The 21,282-nt window shown below is 66.8% G+C and carries 18 protein-coding genes; 12 read left to right on the top strand and 6 right to left on the bottom strand.

The window, feature by feature from the left end; all coding sequences use genetic code 11:
- Nucleotides 1-104: 104 nt before the first annotated feature.
- The gene (locus tag BcFMB_RS08625; protein ID WP_099721566.1) at nt 105-2,774 is read right to left on the bottom strand and encodes a DNA gyrase/topoisomerase IV subunit A; all 2,670 of its coding nucleotides are present in this window, start codon (nt 2,772-2,774) and stop codon (nt 105-107) included.
- A 171-nt stretch (nt 2,775-2,945) separates the two neighbouring features.
- Between BcFMB_RS08625 and BcFMB_RS08615 the strand changes: the two genes are divergently transcribed.
- Complete coding sequence (locus BcFMB_RS08615; RefSeq protein ID WP_157775238.1) at nt 2,946-4,910, top strand: ATP-binding cassette domain-containing protein; 1,965 nt, start codon at nt 2,946-2,948, stop codon at nt 4,908-4,910.
- Nucleotides 4,911-4,983: 73 nt separating this feature from the next.
- Nucleotides 4,984-6,000: an ABC transporter permease gene (locus BcFMB_RS08610; RefSeq protein ID WP_157775235.1), complete on the top strand. Its 1,017-nt coding sequence runs from the start codon at nt 4,984-4,986 to the stop codon at nt 5,998-6,000.
- Nucleotides 6,001-6,044: 44 nt separating this feature from the next.
- Here BcFMB_RS08610 and BcFMB_RS08605 read toward each other — a convergent pair whose 3' ends face one another.
- Together BcFMB_RS08605 and BcFMB_RS09645 are read right to left on the bottom strand one after the other, a co-directional pair.
- On the bottom strand, nt 6,045-6,236 hold the full coding sequence (locus BcFMB_RS08605; RefSeq protein WP_024540516.1) for a hypothetical protein: 192 nt from the start codon (nt 6,234-6,236) through the stop codon (nt 6,045-6,047).
- A gap of 298 nt (nt 6,237-6,534) precedes the next feature.
- Nucleotides 6,535-6,993: a LytR/AlgR family response regulator transcription factor gene (locus tag BcFMB_RS09645; RefSeq protein WP_157775232.1), complete on the bottom strand. Its 459-nt coding sequence runs from the start codon at nt 6,991-6,993 to the stop codon at nt 6,535-6,537.
- Nucleotides 6,994-7,006: 13 nt separating this feature from the next.
- Here BcFMB_RS09645 and BcFMB_RS09640 point away from each other — a divergent pair, with 13 nt between their 5' ends.
- Together BcFMB_RS09640 and BcFMB_RS08595 are read left to right on the top strand one after the other, a co-directional pair.
- Entirely contained in the window at nt 7,007-7,279 is a 273-nt protein-coding gene (locus BcFMB_RS09640; protein ID WP_157775229.1) for a hypothetical protein, read from the top strand.
- Nucleotides 7,280-7,536: 257 nt separating this feature from the next.
- A complete protein-coding gene (locus BcFMB_RS08595) occupies nt 7,537-8,805 on the top strand; it encodes an alkaline phosphatase family protein (protein WP_099721560.1) in 1,269 nt (422 codons plus the stop codon).
- Between the two features lie 71 nt (nt 8,806-8,876).
- Here BcFMB_RS08595 and sepH read toward each other — a convergent pair whose 3' ends face one another.
- Nucleotides 8,877-9,890 carry a septation protein SepH gene (sepH, locus tag BcFMB_RS08590; protein ID WP_099721558.1) on the bottom strand — a complete coding sequence of 338 codons (1,014 nt, stop codon included), beginning with the start codon at nt 9,888-9,890 and terminating at the stop codon, nt 8,877-8,879.
- 159 nt (nt 9,891-10,049) lie between these two features.
- Here sepH and BcFMB_RS08585 point away from each other — a divergent pair, with 159 nt between their 5' ends.
- From BcFMB_RS08585 to BcFMB_RS08575, 3 genes are all read left to right on the top strand, one after another.
- The gene (locus tag BcFMB_RS08585; RefSeq protein WP_024540512.1) at nt 10,050-10,343 is read left to right on the top strand and encodes a DUF4193 domain-containing protein; all 294 of its coding nucleotides are present in this window, start codon (nt 10,050-10,052) and stop codon (nt 10,341-10,343) included.
- Nucleotides 10,343-10,813: a dUTP diphosphatase gene (gene dut, locus BcFMB_RS08580; protein WP_099721557.1), complete on the top strand. Its 471-nt coding sequence runs from the start codon at nt 10,343-10,345 to the stop codon at nt 10,811-10,813. Before BcFMB_RS08585 ends, dut begins: the two co-directional genes overlap by 1 nt.
- Before the next feature lie 86 nt (nt 10,814-10,899).
- A complete protein-coding gene (locus BcFMB_RS08575; RefSeq protein ID WP_099721556.1) occupies nt 10,900-13,239 on the top strand; it encodes a RelA/SpoT family protein in 2,340 nt (779 codons plus the stop codon).
- Between the two features lie 141 nt (nt 13,240-13,380).
- Here BcFMB_RS08575 and BcFMB_RS08570 read toward each other — a convergent pair whose 3' ends face one another.
- Both BcFMB_RS08570 and BcFMB_RS08565 read right to left on the bottom strand, forming a co-directional pair.
- A complete protein-coding gene (locus tag BcFMB_RS08570) occupies nt 13,381-13,920 on the bottom strand; it encodes a peptidylprolyl isomerase (RefSeq protein WP_026645075.1) in 540 nt (179 codons plus the stop codon).
- 128 nt (nt 13,921-14,048) lie between these two features.
- The gene (locus BcFMB_RS08565; RefSeq protein WP_099721555.1) at nt 14,049-14,909 is read right to left on the bottom strand and encodes a Cof-type HAD-IIB family hydrolase; all 861 of its coding nucleotides are present in this window, start codon (nt 14,907-14,909) and stop codon (nt 14,049-14,051) included.
- A 267-nt stretch (nt 14,910-15,176) separates the two neighbouring features.
- Between BcFMB_RS08565 and BcFMB_RS08560 the strand changes: the two genes are divergently transcribed.
- The 5 genes from BcFMB_RS08560 to BcFMB_RS08540 all read left to right on the top strand — a co-directional run bounded on the left by BcFMB_RS08560 (nt 15,177) and on the right by BcFMB_RS08540 (nt 21,262).
- Entirely contained in the window at nt 15,177-16,205 is a 1,029-nt protein-coding gene (locus BcFMB_RS08560) for a MetQ/NlpA family ABC transporter substrate-binding protein (RefSeq protein WP_026645073.1), read from the top strand.
- Between the two features lie 155 nt (nt 16,206-16,360).
- The gene (locus BcFMB_RS08555; RefSeq protein ID WP_026645072.1) at nt 16,361-17,626 is read left to right on the top strand and encodes a methionine ABC transporter ATP-binding protein; all 1,266 of its coding nucleotides are present in this window, start codon (nt 16,361-16,363) and stop codon (nt 17,624-17,626) included.
- Nucleotides 17,626-18,339 (top strand): methionine ABC transporter permease, encoded by a 714-nt coding sequence (locus BcFMB_RS08550; RefSeq protein ID WP_099721554.1) that lies wholly within the window; start codon nt 17,626-17,628, stop codon nt 18,337-18,339. The genes BcFMB_RS08555 and BcFMB_RS08550 overlap by 1 nt, the downstream gene beginning before the upstream one ends.
- Before the next feature lie 41 nt (nt 18,340-18,380).
- Entirely contained in the window at nt 18,381-19,535 is a 1,155-nt protein-coding gene (locus BcFMB_RS08545; RefSeq protein ID WP_099721552.1) for a M20 metallopeptidase family protein, read from the top strand.
- A gap of 29 nt (nt 19,536-19,564) precedes the next feature.
- Entirely contained in the window at nt 19,565-21,262 is a 1,698-nt protein-coding gene (locus tag BcFMB_RS08540) for an NAD+ synthase (protein WP_024540503.1), read from the top strand.
- Nucleotides 21,263-21,282 lie beyond the last annotated feature (20 nt).

The following is a 21,282-nucleotide window of genomic DNA, read 5'->3' as shown; positions in this document are numbered from 1 at the left end:
TCACATGTCCGATATGTTCGCGGCGACGCCCGTTTGCGAACACGCCGCGCGCATCATGCACTCGCGGTGTTTGCGAAGATGCGTTTGCGAACACCGCGGGCGCGTCATGCGACGTAGCCGATCGCGGCGGCCAGTTCGCTGCCGGAGCCGTCGCGGCGCATGTCCGGGGCCGGCAGCGCCACCGCATGCCCTGATTCGGTGCACGCGACGAGCGGCCAGGCGCCCACATATGCGCGGATCAATGTGTTCTGCCCCTTGAGGAAACGCTGCGAGCGCACGCCGCCGGTGCCGCGCCCCTTCGTCGGATACAGCGCGAGCGGCGAGACCTTCGCCGATCCGGTGTCGGTGCCGAGCAGCGACGCGCCGTCGCCGGCCACGGTGAGCACGACGGCGCCGTGCGCGGGCGACGTCGTGCCGTCCTCATGTTCCTCTTCGGGCGTCCACGCCAGCTCGTCCTCATGCACGACGGCGAAGGCGAGCACCTCGCAGCCGTCGGCGAGGCGGATGCCCGCCATGCCGGCAGCCGTGCGCCCCTGCGCGCGCACCTGCTTCGCGTCGAAGGTAAGCAGCGACGAGTCGGTCGAGACGAACACGAGACGGCTGCCGTCGGGCGCCTCACGCGCGGCGAGCAGCTCGTCGCCGTCCTTGAGGTCGATGACGCTCCATGAATCCATCGTCGTCGGCGATTCCCTGTTCCAGCGTTTGACGACGCCGCCGCGTGTGCCGAGCGCGAGCGGCGCGGCTTCCTCGTCCTTGTCCTTCGGCAGTGCGACGACGGCGACGACGCGTTCGCCGTCGATCGGCTCGGTGCTCTGCGTCGACGACACGAGTTCGCGCGCATCGATGCCCGTGGACAGGTCGAGCGGCGTGTCCGCGGCGACATGGGGCAGCTCGACGGCGTGCGCGAGCACGAAACGTCCCGCCGACGTGACGATGCCGTAGTCGGCGCGCGTGCTCGTCGCGATCATCGACATGACGCAGCCGTCGCCGCCCGCCGTCGTCTCCGGCGTGCGCGCCGCCCACACCTCGGATGCCTCCGGGTCGAGGCGCGCGATCCGTCCGGTCGCGCTCAGCGCGACGACGCACGGCTCGTCCTCGATCTGCAGCGCGCTCGCCGCGTCGCCGGTCGCGGCGCCCTTGCGCGCGGCCGCCACGTCCGCCGCGGCCTCGGAGACCTGTTCGACGTGGCGCGCCGCGTCGAGCGCGAACGCGTTGAGCGTGCTGTCGGCGCCGCGCGCCTCGACCGGCGTGAGTCTGCCGTCGGCGTCCATGTCGAGCAGCACGGTGCGCCGCGGCGTGCCGTAGGCGGCGACGGTCTCGTCCATCTCCTTTTCGACGACCCCGTCGAGCGCCGCGTCGGACGCGAGGATCGCATCGAGCTCGTCGATGCGTCCGCGCAGCTCGTCGCGTTCCGCCTCGAGCTCGATGCGGCTCATCTTCGTGAGCCTGCGCAGCCGTAGGTCGAGGATGTACTGCGCCTGCACGTCGTCGAGGTCGAAGACGGCGATGAGCTTCGTCTTCGCTGCGTCCGCGTCCTCGGATGAGCGGATGACCTGGATGACCTCGTCGATGTCGACGAGTGCGAGCAGCAGGCCTTCGACGAGGTGCAGCCGCTCGAGCGCCTTGCGGCGGCGGTATTCGCTGCGACGGCGGATGACGCCGCGCCGGTGCCCGATCCACACGTCGAGCATCTCGCGCAGCCCCATCGTGTGCGGGCGGCCGTCGACGAGCGCGACGTTGTTGATCGTGAAGTTCTCCTGCAGCGGCGTGTGCTTGAACAGCTGGGAAAGCACGGCGTCCGGGTCGAAGCCGGTCTTGAGCTCGATGACGATGCGCGTGCCGTTGTGCCGGTCCGTCAGGTCGATCGCGTTCGAGATGCCTTCGAGCTTGTGGCTCTTGACGCCTTCCGAGATGCGTTCGAGCACGCGTTCGGGGCCGACCATGTACGGCAGCTCGGTGACGACGATCGCCTTCTTGCGTGCCGTGACGTTCTCGACGTGCGTCGTCGAACGCGTCGTCAGCGAGCCGCGTCCGCTCTCGTACGCCTCGCGGATGCCGTCGCGTCCGATGACGATGCCGCCGCCCGGCCAGTCCGGCCCGGGCAGGTAGTCCATCAGCTCGTCGAGCGTGGCCTCGGGGTGGCGCATGACGTGCTTGGCGGCGGCGACGACCTCGCCGAGGTTGTGCGTGGCCATGTTCGTCGCCATGCCGACGGCGATGCCGGAGGCGCCGTTGACGAGCAGGTTCGGGATCGCCGCGGGCAGCACCTCGGGTTCCTTGAGCTTGTTGTCGTAGTTCGGCGTGAAGTCGACGGTGTCCTCGTCGAGGCCGGCGTTCATGCCGAGCGCGGCCGGCGCCAGACGCGCCTCGGTGTATCGGGAGGCCGCCGGGCCGTCGTCGAGCGAGCCGAAGTTGCCGTGGCCGTCGACGAGCGGCAGCCGCATCGCGAAGGGCTGCGCAAGGCGCACCATCGCCTCGTAGATCGCCGAGTCGCCGTGCGGGTGCAGCTTGCCCATGACCTCGCCGACGACGCGCGCCGACTTCATGTACGGGCGCGTCGGCAGCAGGTTCATCTCGCCCATCTGGTAGACGATGCGCCGTTGCACCGGCTTGAGTCCGTCGCGCGCGTCGGGCAGCGCGCGGGCGTAGATGACCGAATAGGCGTATTCGAGGAAGGATTTGCTCATCTCCTCGCCGAGCGGCGTCTCGACGATGTGTTCCTTGACCGTGCGCGGATCATAGGCCGCTGCTGGCGGCTTGCGACGCGAAACCATGCTGACTTCCCTCCATATGACTCGAGAACCGTACCATTCTAGCAAGCGGGCTGATGCGCGGAACGCCGGGGCATCGGCGGCTGCCGCTACACTGGGCAGGGCGGGCGTGCGCCATGCATGAGCGTGCAGCGAAGGGACGCGTCCGTGCAGAGAGCAGAAGGAACACCGAAGATGTCAGGTACCGCCATGCCGCCGCAGCGGCCGACGCCGCCGAACCCCGCGCAGCCGCAACGTCCGCAGTCCGGCATGAACCGTCCGGCCCCGGTGCCGCGCCAGCCGCAGGGGCTCCGGGCGCGTGCGCCGCAGGCGCGTCCGCCGGCGGCGCGCCCGCAATATCCGACACTGCAGCAGCCGCCGCGCGCCGCCGCGCCGCGTCCGGGCGCCGACCAGACGCGCACCTTCCTCGGCGGCCTCCACTTCGGTCCCGAGACCGTCGTCGTCATCGAGGACGGCAACGCGAGCGTCTACCCGCTCGCCGGCCATGAGGTCTGGGCGCTCGGCCGCGTGATGAGCCGGGAGCCGGGGGTGCCGACGCTGCGTGTGCATTCGAGCATCGTCAGTGCGAACCACGGCGCCTTCGTGTTCAACGACGGCCGTTGGCACTACCAGTCGCGCCAGACGACGAACCCGACCTACATCAACGGCCGCAGACTGCAGCCGGACGCGCGCTATCCGCTCGCCGACGGCGACCTCATCCGCATCGACGGCGACCTGGGCAACCCCGACGTGCAGGGCGTCATCATCATCTTCACCGTCGACCAGAACCTCGGCCTGTGGCGCTCGTACCCGCTGCCGCGTCAGGAGGGGCGCACGACGTACATCGGCCGCGCCTCGGCGCCGGACACGATCGTGCAGAACGTGCCCTACGTCTCGCGCAGGCACGCGCGCATCGACTTCGTGCGCGGGCAATACGTGATCCGCGACATCAAAAGCCGCATCGGCACCTACATCGACGGCCGTCCGCTGCGCGGCGCGCATGTGCTGCAGGAGAAGGACGTCATCGCGATCGGCGACTGCCGCTTCTACTTCACGAAGGGCACGATCGTCTACGACCAGCGCGTCGGCGCCGGCGTGCGCGCGGCCGCGCAGCCGACGCCCGCGCCGTCGATCGCCGTGCCCGCACCGGCCGCCGCGACGGGACCTTTGATGCCCGCGCCGATCACGACGGCGCTCGGCAAGCGCCCGGCATCGCCGGCGCCGAGCACGGCCGTGCAGCCGGCGCCCGCGCAGATCGCGCAGCCCGTCATGCTCGACGTGCAGATCGACGACAAGACGGTCGGTGGAAGGCATCCGAAGACGCTGCTCAAGGACATCCATTTCCAGATCCCGCAGCACAGCCTCGTCGCGATCATCGGCACATCGGGCGCCGGCAAGACGCTGCTGCTCAACTGCCTGTCCGGCAAGGACTCGCTGTACAACGGGCACACGCGCTACAAGAACCAGGAGGACCTGCGCGCGCACTACAAGAACCTCGGGCCGATGATCGGCTACGTGCAGCAGAGCAACGTGTTCCTGCCCGAGCTCACCGTCTTCGAGGAGATCTACTCGTCGGCGAAGCTGCGCATGGCCGAGGATTCCTCGCGCGCCGAGATCCAGGAGCAGGTCGATTCGGTATTGCGCAAGCTCGACATCTACGCGCTGAAGGATTCGCCGATCAAGAAGCTCTCCGGCGGCCAGAAGCGCCGTGTGAGCGTCGCGCGTGAACTCGTCGGCTACAAGCCGGTACTGTGCCTCGACGAGCCGGACGCCGGCCTGAGCTACATCGACAAGGACAAGCTGTTCACGAAGCTGCGCGACATCGTCCACCCGCCGCGCGATATGCAGCGCACAGCCGGCGAGGACGGTTCGGAACGCGTGCTGTCGATCATCATGGTCATCCACGAGATCGACATGCTCGACATGTTCGACGAGGTCATCGTCGTCGCCGCGCCGCGCGCGAAGGACCCGGGGAAGCGCAACCCCGGGCGTCTCGCGTTCGCCGGCACGCCGGCCGACGCTCTGCGGCACTTCGGCGGCGCGAGGGACTTCCGCGAGATGTTCAAGAACCTCAACGACCAGATCAGCGACCCCGACCACATCACCTTCAGGCCGTACGAGGTGCCGGGGCTCGCGCCGCAGCCGCCGCTCGACGCATGAGACGGCGCGTGGGCGGCCGGGACGAACAACGAGAGCGGATGAGAGCAGAGAGCAGGGGAGTGCAACGATGAAGATGGTGCTCAGGCAGTTCGCGAACTGTTTGGACGTCGCGTTCAAACTATTGTTCCGCGGAGGCAAAAGCCTCGTCATCATGATGATGTTCCCGATCGCGGGCGTCGCGATCGTCATCGCCGTCGCCGGCGACAACGTGTTCCATCTGCAGACGGCCACGAAATCGGTCGCGTTCCTGCTGATGTGCACCTGCATCTGGGGCGGCCTGTTCAACTCGGTGCAGGTCGTCGTCAAACAGCGCACCGTGCTGCAGGCCGACCTCGCCGCCGGACTCTACCCGGTCGCGTTCACGCTCGCGAACGCGATCGTGCAGTTCTTGCTGTGCGCGTTCCAAAGCGCCGTGCTGTGCCTGTGCTTCCCCGGCATCGCGCTCGTCTACGACGCGCGGCCGCCGTCGGGCGGCGCGCTGATCGGCGGTCCGGGCGGCGTCTACTGGGAGTACTACATCACGTTCCTGCTGCTGTTCTACGCCTCCGACGCGCTCGGCATGGTCGTCTCCACGTTGATGAAAAGCGCCGAGACGGCTACGTCGGTCACGCCGTACATCCTCATCGTCGAACTCGTGTTCTGCGGCATGCTCTTCGAACTCAAGGGCGTGCTCAACAAGATCTCCTACGGCATGATCAGCCGTTGGGGCATGGAGGCGCTCGGCACGACGAGCGACCTCAACTGCCTGCCGCTCAAGGACCCGTCCGAGCAGGACGAGAACTCGTCGTCCGGCGGGGCGACGGGCGGCAGCGCGCAGGCGAGCGCGGCGCCGACCGACGCGGCCGCCGATCCTTCGGCGCTCGCGGCCAGGAAGCCGAAGCTTCCCGACGACCTGTCCTACTGCCCGTCCGGCATGAAGGACGAGATGCTCGACGGCGGCGGCTTCAAATACAGCGACGACTACCTCTACAACGACTGGCATATCGCGAAGGCGTGGATCATCCTCGGCTGCTCAGCGCTCGCGTTGTTCGTCATCGCCGACCTGCTCGTGCACCGCTTCAAGAACACGAACAACCTCGGCAGGGAGTGAGGGGCGGGGCGCCGGTACCGTGTCGCCTGTAGCAGCGTCGATGTCTACAACGATTCCGTGCCCACGGCGTTTCCGAATGGTTCCTCGTCGGCGTGGTATTCCTTGTTCCGTTTCTCGAAGAGCCAGGAAAGATCGGCGATTCGGATGATGCGTGTTGATTCGGCATTCTCGTCGTATGCGTTCATGCCGCTTGCCGACGAGCTCTGGTGCTGAGGTTCTTCTTCCGATATCTTCATTATGTCGTCCTTCGCAGGCTGATTGTGCATGTGCAGTGATATGAGCGGCATAGATCTGATGCGTTATTCAGATGCCTCGATGCCGGTGTCGTCATGGCCGATTGTGCTCTGTGGTCGATTGTGCATCTGCGCTTTGTCGCACATCGTACTTCGGCATATAGGATGCCGTATCGAGACGATGATTGCCGAGAAGCGGAGATGTGTTTTTTCTTACGAGTAGTCGACCATTTCTCACTTCTCTCGACATGTGCGACCGTCGTGTTGGCAATGTGGATGCCGACAGGGTCAATCGTGGACCCTACTGATTGTGACGAACGGCAGAGAGCGGAGCGTGGTATCGATGAGGTCGGAGATGGCTGATCGGCACATGCGTGCCGTCGGTCAGCACGAAATCGCTTTTCGTGATCGCCTCGACGAAGTCGAAGTTCACCAGATAGCTCGAATGGCAGCGGTGGAACCGCGACGGCAGACGTTCGGCGACGTCGGACAGCTTCATGTATGTGCGCACGGCGCTGTTGTTCTCGCCGTGGAAGACCGCCACGCGCAGCTTGCTCTCCACATACATGACCTGTGCGGGCCTGACGATGTAGGAGGTGTTGTTGAAGCGCACGGCGAAAGGCTGCTCACGCAGGTCGCGCAGACGGCCCAGCGCGCGATGGAACGCGTCGGACAACTCCTGACGCCTGACCGGCTTGACGAGGAAGCCGATGTGCCGCGTGTCGTAGACGGCCGAGCAGTATTCGACGTGCCCGGTCACATAGATCACCTGGATGGACGGACGGACGGTCGGCGAACATCTGCAGCACCGCCTCGATGCCGTTCCCGCCGTCCGCCAGACAGATGTCGGCGAAGACGATGTCCACCTGTTGCCCGTCGAGTTCGCCCAGGCTGGCGTACATGTCGATGCTGCAATCGAACTCCGTGGGGATGAGGTCCCGGAGCATGTCGTGCAGGCCGGCGCATTGCCCGGCGTCGTCGTCCACAATCGCGATACGGTACATGATTTCCCTTTCCTGCTCATGCCCACCAGCCTTCTCCACTAGCACCGATAAGCGGAAATCGTTATACAACGCCGGATGCGTCCGACATGCCCCGATGTCATAAGCTCCCGATGACGTGTCAGAAATGTCGGCCCCCACGCATGTATCGTCATGATTCCCCGTGACGATTATGACGTGAACCCGTACGTTTCTTACATCGTACATCCATCGTCGTCGCATGTGTCTGCTATGGGCGCGTTGGTGGCTCCGGGCCCGTTCCGCGGCCACCGGCGTCCGGCAACCGCGCTTGAATGGAGGCCATGAGCATCGACGTTCCGGATATGGCGACCCTATTGCAATTCGTGCCCACCGCGCAGTACGGCGACACGATCGACCAGATGCGAGGCTGCGACGTGCCCGCGCCGTTTACGCCGGCGGACACGGCGCCGCGCGGGGGAGCGCTGCACCTGTCGTCGGTGCTGCCGGCGCTGAGCGCGGCGATCGGCGCGCCGACGACGACGGCCGTGCATAAAGAGCCCGCCGAGCTCGCCGCCGCGCTCGGCATCCCCGAGGCGCGCAGCGCAATCGTCGTGCTCGTCGACGGCCTGGGGTTCTGGAACCTCAAGATGAGCCTCGGGCACGCGCCATATCTGCGCGCATTGCTGCACGACGCGGCGAACGACCGGCCGATCTCCACCTGCTCGCCGAGCACGACGGCGGCGGCGATGGCGACCTTCGGCACCGGCACCTGCCCGGGATTGACGTCGATGACCGGATACACGCAGCGCAATCCGCTCACCGACGAGATCTGCCAGCTCATCCAGTTCCGAGGCGCGCCGCATCCCGAGGAGCTGCAGCGCGTCGAGACCGTCTTCGAGAAGCTCGCAGTGCAAGATGTGCGCGTCACGAGCGTCGGTCTGACGCGCTTCATGGCGTCGCCGCTGACGCGCGCGGCGCTGCGCGGCGCGCACTACATCGGCAAGGACAATCCGCTCGGCCGCGTCCGCGCGGCCGCCGACAGCGCGAAGGAGCCGGGACTGACCTATCTGTACCTGCGCGACATCGACAAGACAGGCCACGCCGAAGGGTGGCGCTCCGAACAGTGGACGACGACGCTCGAGAAGATCGATGGACAGCTGGAGACGTTGCGCAGGCTCGCACCGCATGGCACCGTGATCGTCGTCGTCGCCGACCACGGCATGGTCGCGATCGACCTGGAGCGTCAGATCGACGTCGCCGCCGAACCGCAGCTGCTCGACGGCGTGAGGATGATCGGCGGCGAACCGCGCTCGGTCATGGTGTATGCGGCCGACGGCGCCGACGTGGACATGCTCGCCGCGCGCTGGCGTGCGCGGCTCGACGGACTCGCCTGGGTGCGCACGAAGAACGAGGCGATCGACGCGGGATTCTACGGGCCGGTCAGCGAGGAGACCAGGCAGGTGCTCGGCGACCTCGTCGTCGAGGCGTCCGACGACGTGACGATCGTCTATTCGCGCACGCAGACCGAACTCGCGATGGCGATGCCGGGCGTGCACGGTTCGCAGACGATGCTCGAGATGGACATCCCGTGCATCATCGACATGGTCTGAGCCAGGAACGAAACCGCCGACGGCATCGAACGCGGTTGCGAAAAGGGAGCCGGCAGTGACATTCGGTTCGGCTAGGCCTTCGGCTTGCCGAACATGATCTCGTCCCAGCTGGGGACCGGGGGACGGTGGCGGTCGGTGCGGCGCTCGGGTTTGGGGCCGTCATGATGCGTCTCGTCGTGCGCGGCGTCGTCGTGCGCGGCGTCGTCGTGCGCGACGTCTCCTGCGGCGGCGGGGGATGCGTCGTCGGATTGCGCCGGCGATGACGGAGCCTGCTGCGCGGCGTCCTTCGGCTCCTGTGGCTGCTGCGGCAGCGGAACGTCGATGGCGGGGGCCGGCCGTTGCGCTGCCGGCGTATCTGCCGGGGCGTTGTGCGGCTGGCCCCAGGCGGCGACCGTCTGCTCGATGCGGGCGGAACGTGCCGAATCGCCGGGCAGTGAGATCGATGAGGGGATCGCGTCGTCGGGCACGTCGTCGCCTCCGTTCGCGGCGGCCGTCGTCGGGTTCGTCTCGCCGATGAGCTTGCGCGCGGCGTTGTTGATACATACGACCGAATTGTCATGCATGTTCCACGACCATTCCGCATGGATCGGGTGGCCGGCGGACGTGAAGGAGGCGGTGATGCGCCACGGCTCGAGACCGCGCCGCGTCGCCTTCCACTCGACCTCGTCGCGCCGCACCCGCGCCGCGGCGAAGGTGCGTTCGATGACGTCGCCGAGTGCGCGCATCCGCGACTCCTTGGGTGCGGGGACGCGCAGGAACTGCTCGATCGCGTAGCTTTTCTCCGATTCGACGGCCGATGAGAAGCGGCGTACGAGGATCGGGCTCAGCCCATAGCGTTCGGCGACCTGATCGGGTTCCATGCCGGCGCGGATGAGCGTCTGGATCTGCGAGATCGGCAATGTACGCTGCTGCGCGGGCGTCTCCTCGCCGTGGTGCTCCGCCTTGAGCTGCTTGGCCTCGAGAAGCGCGCGCTCGAGCGTCTCGTCGACGTCCACGGCGAAGGAGGCGCCGTCCACGGCGAACACCAGCAGGCCGGTCTTCGTGACGTGATCGAATCGTGCAACCGGGTAGGAGTCACCTGCCATAGCCAACACCTCTTTCATCCAGAATGTGAACGCTTTCCATTGTGCCCCACATGTCGGATTTTGCGTAACGGTCTCATCGTGTATCCTATGCGGGGAAAACCATGTATTGTATGGTGCGTCGCAATGATAAGCCGCCATCAATCGATGAAAGGAATCGCTATGGCACAGGATTATGATTCCCCGCGCAACAAGGACGAGGACGAGGAGTCGCTGCAGGCGCTCGGCAAGAGCTCGCAGAACTCCGCGACCGACATGGACGACGACGAGAACGCGATCGCCGAGGACTACGAGCTGCCAGGCGCCGACCTGAGCAACGAGGACGCGTCGGTGACCGTCATCCCGATGCAGGGCGACGAGTTCATCTGCTCCGAATGCTTCCTCGTCAAGCACCGCAGCCAGCTCGCGTACACGACGCCCGACGGCCAGCCGGTGTGCAAGGAGTGTGTGGCCTGATGAGCTTCGATCCCGCCTACAACGAGCCCGAATCCACCGAAGTGCTCGTCTGCCCGGTCGATCCGGGGCATCCTGTCGAATTGCGCTACGCGCACGCCGGTGATGCCGGCGCCGACCTGAGCACGACCGACCATCTGGAACTCGGCCCCTTCGAGCGCGCGCTCGTGCACACCGGCGTGCGCATCGCGCTGCCGGCCGGATACGTGGCGCTCGTGCACCCGCGCTCGGGACTGGCCGTCAAACGGGGCGTGACGGTGCTCAACGCGCCCGGCACGATCGACGCCGGATACCGTGGCGAGATCATGGTGCCGCTGATCAACCTCGATGCCCATGAGACCGCCGTCTTCGAGCCGGGGGACCGCATCGCGCAGCTCGTCATCCAACGCTACGTCGAGGCGACCTTCGTGCCGGCCGCGGCGCTGCCCGGTTCGGACCGGGCGGAACGCGGCTTCGGTTCGACGGGGATGTGAACACGCGCCGTCGTCCGGCGCGCCGCGCGTAGAATGAAATGACGCCCGTGGGAAGACGGCGCGGCGATACGAGAGGAGAGTGGACGATGGTGAACGTGGACGAGGAGATGCAGCCGGCCAACATGCTCGGCTGCGAAATCAGCGCCAATCCGTTGGATCCGCTCGCCCCGATCCTGGCGATCTGCAGGCAGCACCATCCGGACGAGGACATGGAGATCCTCTCGCGCGCCTACCAGCGCGCCGTACGCCAGCATTCGACGCAGCGCCGCAAATCCGGCGAGCCGTACATCATCCACCCGCTCGCCGTCGCGCAGATCCTCGCCGACCTCGGCATGGGGCCGCTCGTCGTGGCCGCCGGCCTGCTGCATGACACGGTCGAGGACACCGACTACACGCTCGAGGAGTGTCGCGCCGAGTTCGGCGACACCGTGGCCGGCCTCGTCGACGGCGTCACGAAACTGACGAAGATGGACTACGGCGACTCCGCGCAGGCGGAGACGATCCGCAAGATGGTCGTCGCGATGAGCCGTGACGTGCGTGTACTCGTCGTCAAGCTCGCCGACCGTGTGCACAATGCGCGCACCTGGCGCTACGTCAAGCCGTCGAGCGCCCAGCGCAAGGCGCGCGAGACGCTCGACGTTTACGCGCCGTTGGCGAACCGTCTCGGCATGAACGCGATCAAGACGGAGCTCGAGGAGCTGAGCTTCAAGGTCCTCTACCCGAAGATCTACAACGAGATCATCATGCTCGTCGCGCATCGCGCAGGACAGCGCGAGGTCTACCTCAAGCAGATCATCGCCGAGATCAACGAGGATCTGGGCGATCTGGGCATCCATGCGATGGTCACCGGACGCCCGAAGGACTACTTCTCGATCTACCAGAAGATGATCGTGCGCGGCCATGACTTCTCCGACATCTACGACCTCGTCGGCGTGCGCATCATCGTCGACACGATCCAGGACTGCTATGCCGTGCTCGGCGCCGTGCACGCACGCTGGAGCCCGGTGCCGGGCCGCTTCAAGGACTACATCGCGATGCCGAAGCTCAACATGTACCAGAGCCTGCACACGACGGTCGTCGGTCCCGGCGGCAAGCCGGTCGAGATCCAGATCCGCACCTGGGACATGCACCGGCGCGCCGAGTTCGGCATCGCCGCGCACTGGAAGTACAAGGCGAACGGCCAGGCCGGCCGTGCGCTGAGCACGCCGGACAAGGCGGACCGCGAGCGCGGCCGGCAGGAGCCGGAGGAGGCCGACAACCTCAAATGGATCCAGCAGCTCGCCGACTGGACGAGCGAGACGCCGGACTCGAACGAGTTCCTCGGTTCGCTCAAGGAGGACCTCGGCTCGGCCGAGGTGTATGTCTTCACGCCGAAGGGCAAGATCGTCTCGCTGCCTGCCGACGCGACGCCGGTCGACTTCGCGTACGCCGTGCACACCGAGGTGGGGCACCGCACGATGGGCGCGCGCGTCAACGGGCGTCTCGTGCCGCTCGACACGACGCTCGAGAACGGCGACACCGTCGAGGTGCTCACGAGCAAGTCGGACACGGCCGGCCCGTCGCGCGACTGGCTGAGCTTCGTCAAGAGCCCGAAGGCGCGCAACAAGATCCGCCAATGGTTCAGCAAGGAGCGGCGCACCGAGGCGATCGAGGAGGGCCGCGACGAGCTGACGCGTGCGATCCGCAAGCGCAACCTGCCGGTCAACGTGCTGCTGACGCCCGAGGCGATGGTCGGTGCGGCCGACGACCTCAACCTGCCGAACGCCGAAGCGGTCTACGCGGCGATCGGCGAGGGGCAGGTCTCGACACAGAACGTCATCTCCCATCTGGTCAAGGACGCCGGCAGCGACGAGGTCGCCGAGGAGGCGGAGGAGGAGGTGCTGCCGCTGCGCGTGCCCAAGCGCCGCCACGCCGGCTCCGGCCCGGGCATCGCCGTCAAGGGAGTCACCGACATCTGGGTCAAGCTCGCCAAATGTTGCATGCCGGTGCCCGGCGACAGCATCATCGGCTTCATCACGCGCAACGAGGGCGTCTCGGTGCACCGCGTCGACTGCCTCAACATGATCAACCTCAAACACCGTGAACCCGAACGCGTCGTCGAAGTGTCGTGGACGAACGACAAGGGCCTGTTCATGGTGCGCATCCAGGTCGAGGCGCTTGACCGTCCGCATCTGCTTTCGGACGTGACGCGCGTGCTCTCCGACCACGGCGTCAACATCCTGTCCGGTTCGATCGCGACCGGCTCGGACCGCGTCGCCACGAGCCAGTTCAGCTTCGAGATGGCCGATCCGCAGCATCTGAACACGTTGCTGTCCGCGGTGCGCAAGATCGACGGCGTCTTCGACGTCTACCGACTGACCGGCGCGAAGGACTCCGCGCAGCCGCGCATGCGCCGCATCCGCGACGGCCTCGACGCGCAGCACTGAGCGCACGGGCGGCATCGACACGTCATCAGCAACGACATAAGCGGACGGGAGGGGTGTCCCTCCCGTCCGCTTATGTCGTCACGAAACCGGCCGCCGTCGCGACGTCGTTCGTCGTCGCGGGGCCTCAGCGGCCGAAAAGCCTCAGTCCTTGACTTCGATCGATTCGATCATGACCGGCTCGAGCGGGCAATCGCGCGCATCGGTCGCGACGGAGTCGATCCTGTCGACGATCGCCTTCGACGCCTCGTCGGCGACCTCGCCAAAGATCGTGTGGTGGCCGTCGAGCCACGGCGTCGGCACCGTCGTGATGAAGAACTGCGAGCCGTTCGTGCCGTGCAGCTTGCCGTCGGCGCCGCGGGCGAGGCCGGCGTTCGCCATCGCGAGCAGGTAGGGGCGGTCGAACTTGAGCGTCGGGACGATCTCGTCGTCGAAGTCGTAGCCGGGGCCGCCGGTGCCGGTGCCGAGCGGGCAGCCGCCCTGGATCATGAAGTCCTTGATGACGCGGTGGAAGGTCAGGCCGTCGTAGAAGTGTTCGTTGGACTGCTCGCCGGTGAACGGGTCGCGCCAAGCCTTCTGGCCGGTGGCCAGACCGAGGAAGTTCTCGACGGTCTTGGGCGTCTTGTCGTCGAACAGGTCGATCGTGATATCACCTTCGGAGGTGTGCATGATAATAGTGGTCATACCTCGACACGGTAGCATACGGCCGCGCTCGCGCACGACGCTGCGCCCGACGGCGAACGGAGCGCCGCGCGCAGAATCGATGATGTCAATGAATCGATGATGTTGCTGAATCGATGATGCCGATGTCGTCACAGCACACCGAAATGCCGCAGAGCGCGCACGACGCCGTCGTCGTCAACGCTTCGCGTGACGTAGTCGGCGGCCGCCTTCGCGTCGTCGGTGCCGTTGCCCATCGCGACGCCGATATGCGCGTAGCGCAGCATGTCCACGTCGTTGCCGCCGTCGCCGAAGGCCATTGACTGTTCGCGCGTCAGTCCGGCGTCGGACAGCAGCGCTTCGATGCCACGGTCCTTGCCGCCCGAGGCCGGGATGAGGTCGACGAAATCGGGATGCCAGCGCACGCCGCGCACATTACGGCATTCCCCGACGATCGCAAGCTCGTCGTCGCGGCCCACATAGGGGCTGATTTGGTAGATGCGATGGTCGCCGATGCGCGTATGCGGGTCGATGAAGCGCAGCTTCGGCGCCGTCTTGCCCAGCGATTGCCACATCGCGCGCATCCGTGCGGAATCGTGGTTGAAATATGCGGTGTCGCGTTCGCCGAACACGGCGACGACGTCCGGATGACGGTCGAGCCAGCCGACGATCACGCGCACGTCCTCCTCGTCGATCGGCCGGTCCGCGACGATCGTGCCGTCGCTCCTGTAGCAGATTTGGCCGTTGACGGCGGCGATGCCGTCGAAACGGATCGGCAGCGCGTCGAGCACGACTTTCATCTGTTCGGGGGAGCGGCCGGTGCAGATGTAGATGCGGATGCCCTTCGCGCGCAACGCGTCGAGCGCGTCGATCGTCGAGGGCGGCACCTCGTGCGTCGTGAAGCTCGTCAATGTGCCGTCGATGTCGAAGAACACGGCGCGCACGTCGCGCCCCGCCTCGCGGGCGGCTGCGTCGGTCGCGTATCGGTCGGAGTCGGTTGTGGTCGTCGTCATGGAGGTCAGTCTATCGTGCGCCGCTGCCGTTATTGTCGTCGCCGTCGTCGTCGCATGTGGACGCAGACGGCAACGTCGCCGGATGCGCGATCGTTGGCGTTGCCATGCGTGAACGCCGCTTATAAGAGGAAACGATAACGACACGGCACCGTCGCGTCCCGCGCGGTCGTATCCTTGAACACGTCGCGGCGCCGACGGGCACGTTCGGGCGCACGCGGGACCTACGCACACCAAGGAACCATCGAGAGAGGAACGAGAGGAAACGAGATGAGCCAGAACAACGCCAACGAACCGGGCAAGGCGCCCGAGCTGAACACCGACGAGCCGGTGCGCGTCAACCACACGGCGCGCAACATCATCATCGCCGTCGTCGTCGTGCTGCTCGTGGCGGCCGGCGCCTTCTTCGGCTTCCACCGCGCGAACAACGGCGGGAAGGCGGCCGCGAGCGCCGAGACGAAGGGCACGAAGGACAATCCGGTGAAGATCGGCGTCGTCGGCGCGACCGATCCGCAGTGGATCGAATTCAAGAAGCAGGCCGAGGCGAAGGGCGTCTACGTGGACATCGTGGACTTCCAGGACTATACGAGCGAGAACCCGGCGCTCGACGCCGGCGACCTCGACATGAACGAGTTCCAGCATCTGCTGTATCTGGCCAACTACAACGTGCAGAACAACAAGAACCTGCAGCCGCTCGGCGGCGTGGCGATCTACCCGCTCGGCGTCTACTCCTCCTTCGACAAGGACGGCAAGCCGAAGTACACCGACATCAAGGATCTGCCGGCCGGCTCGACGGTCGCGATTCCGAACGACGAGACGAACCAGGCGCGCGCGATCGGCGTGCTCAAGGCCGCCGGCGTCGTCACGCTCAAGGGCGACTGGACGGCGTTCACAATTCCGCAGGACATCGACGAGGCGAAGTCGAAGGTCAAGGTCGTGCCGATGAAGGCCGAGCAGATCGCAAACACACTCAAGTCGGGCGGCGACGACCTGTCCGCCGGCGTCATCAACAACGACTACGTCGCCGACGCCGGCCTCGACCCGACCGACGCGATCTACCATGACGACGCAGAATCTGAGGAGTCGCGCCCCTACATCAACATCTTCGCCGTGCGAGCCGACGACGTGGACAACGCCGTGTACCGCAAGTGCGTCGAGATCTACCAGACGAAGCCGGTGCTCGACGCGCTGCAGGAGGAGTCGGCAGGCACCGCCGTGTTCGCAGACAAGTTCTCGCAGACCGAACTGGCGAAGTACCTGACCGACATCGAATCGGACATCCGCGCGAGCGGCAAGTGAGCCCTTCGCCGCACACGGCGCGCCGCCACGGGGCAACGCGCACGATGAGCCGCCCGTGCCGCTACAATGGCGGCCGGCGGCTTTCTCTCGCATTCGGCGCGATGCGCGGGCGACGGGGGAGAGGCGGGGCAAATCAAGGAGACAAAGGCGACACAATGACGCAAGGCAAGGAACCCATCATCGTCTTCGACCATGTGGTCAAGGAGTTCAGGCAGCGCGGCGCGAAGAAGACGATGCGCGCCGTCGACGACGTCTCGCTGAGCATCGACGAAGGCGACATTTTCGGCATCATCGGCTATTCGGGCGCCGGCAAGTCGACGCTTGTGCGCATGATCAACGCGCTCGAGCAGCCGACGAGCGGCACCGTCACCGTCATGGGCCACGACGTGTCGCATATGGGCGAGGGCAGGCTGCGGCCGGTGCGCCAGAAGATCGGCATGATCTTCCAGCAGTTCAATCTGTTCTCGCAGAAGACGGTCGCGCAGAACATCGCCTATCCGCTGAAGCTCGACCATTGGCGCAAGGACTATCAGGACAAGCGCGTCCGCGAGCTGCTCGAGTTCGTAGGCCTGTCCGAACATGCGAACAAGTACCCGTCGCAGCTGTCGGGCGGCCAGAAGCAGCGCGTCGGCATCGCGCGCGCCCTGGCGACGAACCCGAAGATCCTGCTTGCCGACGAGGCGACGAGCGCGCTCGACCCGGAGACGACGACCGAGGTGCTCCAGCTGCTCGAACGCGTCAACCGTCAGCTCGGCATCACGATCGTGCTCATCACGCATCAGATGAACGTCGTGCAGCAGATCGCCAACCGCGTCGCTGTCATGAGCGCCGGCCGCGTCGTCGAACAGGGCGATGTCTACGACGTCTTCGCCGCGCCGAAGCAGCCGGTCACGAAGCGCTTCATCGCCACGGCGATGGACGGCCTGCCCGACCCGGCGCGCATCGCCGTCATGCGCGAGCAGTGGCCGGGACGTCTCGTCACCGTCGTCGTGCGTCAGCGCGACATCGTCGACGCCGACGGCAACGTGCTCGTGCCCGCCTCCGGACAGGACATCTCCGAACTCATCGCCCGCCACGGCATCAGCAGCGGCCTGCTGTACGGCGGCATCGACACCGTGCAGGACATCGCGATCGGCGCGATGACCTACGAGTTCACCGGCGACGAGGCGCGGATCGACGCCTTCCTCGACGACCTGCGCCGCCACAGCGACATCGTCGACTTCGGCACGAAGGCACATCCGGTCGACTACGACACGGCCGTCGAACGCGCCCGCATCGCGCTCGGCCCCGACGAGGCGACAGCCACGTCGACGCCCACGCTCGACGACGATCTCGAAATGATCGAACAGAACGACGACGTCGTCGACATGACGCCCACGACCCCGCGGGAACGCAAGGCCGCACGAAAGGAACGTGACTGATGTACACCCTCGCATCCGCATCCGCATTCGCCCCCGCCGCGACGCTCGCGAGCCGCAGCGACTGGAGCGTCCTCAAGCCGCTGCTCGCGCAGTCGGTCGTCCAGACGCTGCAGATGGTGCTCGTCACAATCGTCATCGGCGGCGTGCTCGGCCTCGTGCTCGGCGTCATCCTCTACGGCACGCGCCCGGGCAACCTCTTCGAGAACCGCGTCGTCTATCGCGTGCTCGACATCCTCGTCAACATCGTGCGCCCGATCCCGTTCATCATCTTCCTCGCCGCGATGCAGCCGCTGACCGTCAGGGTCGTCGGCACGTCGATCGGCACGACGGCGGCGATCTTCCCGATGTGCATCATGTGCACCTTCGCGACGTCGCGTCTCGTCGAGCAGAACCTCGTGCCGGTCGACCACGGCGTCATCGAGGCGGCGCGCGCGATGGGCGCCTCGAAGTTCACAATCATCCGCACCGTGCTCATCCCCGAGGCGCTCGCGCCGCTGATCCTCGCCTACGCGTTCCTGTTCATCGGCGTGCTCGACATGTCCGCGATGGCCGGCTACATCGGCGGCGGCGGCCTGGGCAACTTCGCGATCGCGTACGGCTACCAGAAATTCGACCAGACCGTCACCTGGACGGCCGTCATCATCATGATCGTGCTTGTGCAGGTCGTGCAGGCCATCGCGAACGCGATCGCCAAGCGTCTGCTGCGCCGCTGAGACGGCGCCGGCAACGAACCAAGCAGGAGAGAGGAGCCAACATGGCCGTGACGATCGAACTGAGCGACGAACTGCGGGCGATCCGCCACCATCTGCACCGTCATCCGGAGCGTTCCTTCGAGGAACATGAGACGAGCGCGTATCTGAGGGACGTGCTCGCCTCGCACGGCGTCGAGCCGCTCGACGACCCGATGCCGACCGGCGTCTTCGCGCACATCGAGGGCACGCATCCGGGTCCGGTCGTGGGCCTGCGCGCCGATATCGACGGCCTGCCGGTGCATGAGGACTCCGGACTCGACTTCGCGTCGGCCGACGACGGCGTCATGCACGCCTGCGGCCACGACCTGCACATGACGAGTCTGCTCGGCGCCGTGTTCTGGCTCAACGCGCACCGCGACCTCATCCGCGGCACGCTGCGCGTCATCTTCCAGCCGGCCGAGGAGCTCGGCCGTGGCGCGCGCGCCGTCATCGACGCCGGGCTCGCCGACGGCCTCGACGCGATCATCGGCACGCACAACAACCCGAACTACGCGCCCGGCGTCCTCGCCGCCGGACCGCAGCCGATGATGGCCGGCTGCGTGCGCTTCCATGTGACGCTGCACGCCGACGGCACGCACGGCGGCTACCCGCACAAGGGCACCGGACCCTTCGAGGCGATGAGCTCGATGATCCTTGCGTTGCAGACGATCGTCAGCCGCAACGTCTCGCCGTTCCATCCGCTCGTGCTGTCGGTGACCGAAGTGCACGGCGGCGACGTGTGGAACGTCATCCCGGCCGAGGCCGGATTCCAGGGCACGGCGCGCTACTTCCACCGCGAGGACGGCGACCTCGCCGCCCGCCGCTTCCGCCAGATCGTCGAGGCGACGGCCGCCGCCCACGGCATCCGCGCCGACATCGAATGGGACGACTTCCAGGCGCCGCTCGTATGCGACCCCGACCTGATCGCGCCGGTCGCCGCCGCGATCCCGCAGTACGCCGAGGCCGCGCCGATCATGCCGTCGATGGCGGGGGAGGACTTCGCCGAATACGGCGAGGTGACGCGCCTCGTCTTCGCCTTCGTCGGCTCGAACGGCACGCCCGGATGCGCCGACTGGCACAGCCCGCGCTTCGTCGGCTTCGACGAGGCCGTGAAGACCGGCGCCGAGTTCTACGCGAACGCCGCGCTCGAGACATTGCACACGCTCGCGAACGAATAGGGAGGCGCGCGGCGCTACACTTGGTGCCCATGAGCACACTACGTTTCGCACTCGCGCAGATCGACACCTGCGTCGGCGACCTTGACGGCAACGCCCGCAAGGTCCTCGATTTCACGCGCCGCGCCATGCAGGGCGGCGCCGACGTCGTCGTCTTCCCGGAGATGACGCTCACCGGCTATCCGATCGAGGACCTCGCGCTGCGCGCGACCTTCCGGTCGGCCGCATGGGACACGGCTGACCGGCTCGCCGCCGCACTCGGCGACGAAGGCATGGGCGGCCTGTACGTCGTCGTCGGCACGATCGGCACCGACCACGCCAACGGCAAGCCGCGCAACCGCCTCGTCGTGCTGCACGGCGGACACGTCTGGGCCGGCTACGACAAGCACTTCCTGCCCAACTACGGCGTCTTCGACGAGTTCCGCATCTTCTCGTCCGGCGAGCGCACCGTCGTGCTCGACATCGACGGCGCGCGCGTCGGCGTCGCTATCTGCGAGGACATCTGGCAGGACGGCGGCCCCGTCGCCGAACTCGCTCACATGGGCATCGACCTGCTGCTGACCGTCAACGGCTCGCCGTACGAGGAGGGCAAGACGCACACGCGGCTCGACCTGGGCGCGCGTCGCGCGCGCGAGGTCGACGCGCCGATGATCTACGTCAACCAGGTCGGCGGCCAGGACGACCTCGTCTTCGACGGCGGCAGCTTCGTCGTCGACGCCGACGGCACATTGCTCGAGCGTTCGCCGATGTTCGTCGAGGACCTCTCGTACTTCGACCTCGACACGGACGCCGACCACCAGCGGCCGGGCGCGATCGCCGAGCCGCTCGACGCGGACGAGGAGGTCTACACGGCCTGCGTGCTCGGCCTCAAGGACTACATGGCCAAGAACGGCTTCACGTCGGTCACGCTCGGCCTGTCCGGAGGCGTCGACTCGGCGCTCGTCGCCGCGATGGCCGCCGACGCCGCCGGCGGCGACGCGGTGTACGGCATCTCGATGCCGAGCATGTACTCGTCGGACGGTTCGAAAGACGACGCCGCCGACCTTGCCGCGAACCTCGGCGCCCACTACGACGTGCAGCCGATCGAACCGCTCTTCGACGCCTTCCAGCGGCAGCTGCGGCTCGAAGGCGTCGCCGCCGAGAACCTGCAGGCGCGCATCCGCGGCGTCATCGTCATGGCCTACTCGAACTCGAAGGGCGCGCTCGCGCTCGCCACCGGCAACAAGTCCGAGCTCGCCTGCGGCTATTCGACGATCTACGGCGACGCCGTCGGCGGCTACGCGCCGATCAAGGACGTCTTCAAGACGAAGGTGTGGGCGCTCGCGCGCTGGCGCAACCGCGCGGCCGCCGAAGGCGTCGGCGTCGGCGGCCTGCGCGTCGTCGGCAACGAGGGATTCGACGGCGGCGTCATGCCGGCCGGCGGCGTCATCATCCCGGTGAGCTCGATCGAGAAGGCGCCGAGCGCCGAACTGCGCCCCGGGCAGAAGGATTCGGACTCGCTGCCGGAGTACGCGTTGCTCGACCGTGTGCTCGAGGCCTACATCGAGCATGCGCATGGCCGCGCCGACCTGCTCGCCGACGGCTTCGACGAGAGGACCGTCGACACGGTCATGCGCCTCGTCGACCGCGCCGAATGGAAGCGTCGCCAGTACCCGCTGGGCCCGAAGGTGAGCGCGCTCGCGTTCGGGCGCGACCGGCGCCTGCCGGTCACCGACCGGTTCCGCGAATAGCGGACCCGGGCCGGCGCGGC

This window comes from Bifidobacterium choerinum (assembly GCF_002761235.1).
In the GTDB taxonomy this organism is placed as follows: Bacteria; Actinomycetota; Actinomycetes; order Actinomycetales; family Bifidobacteriaceae; genus Bifidobacterium; species Bifidobacterium choerinum.
This window is presented reverse-complemented; position numbering and strand designations above follow the sequence as displayed.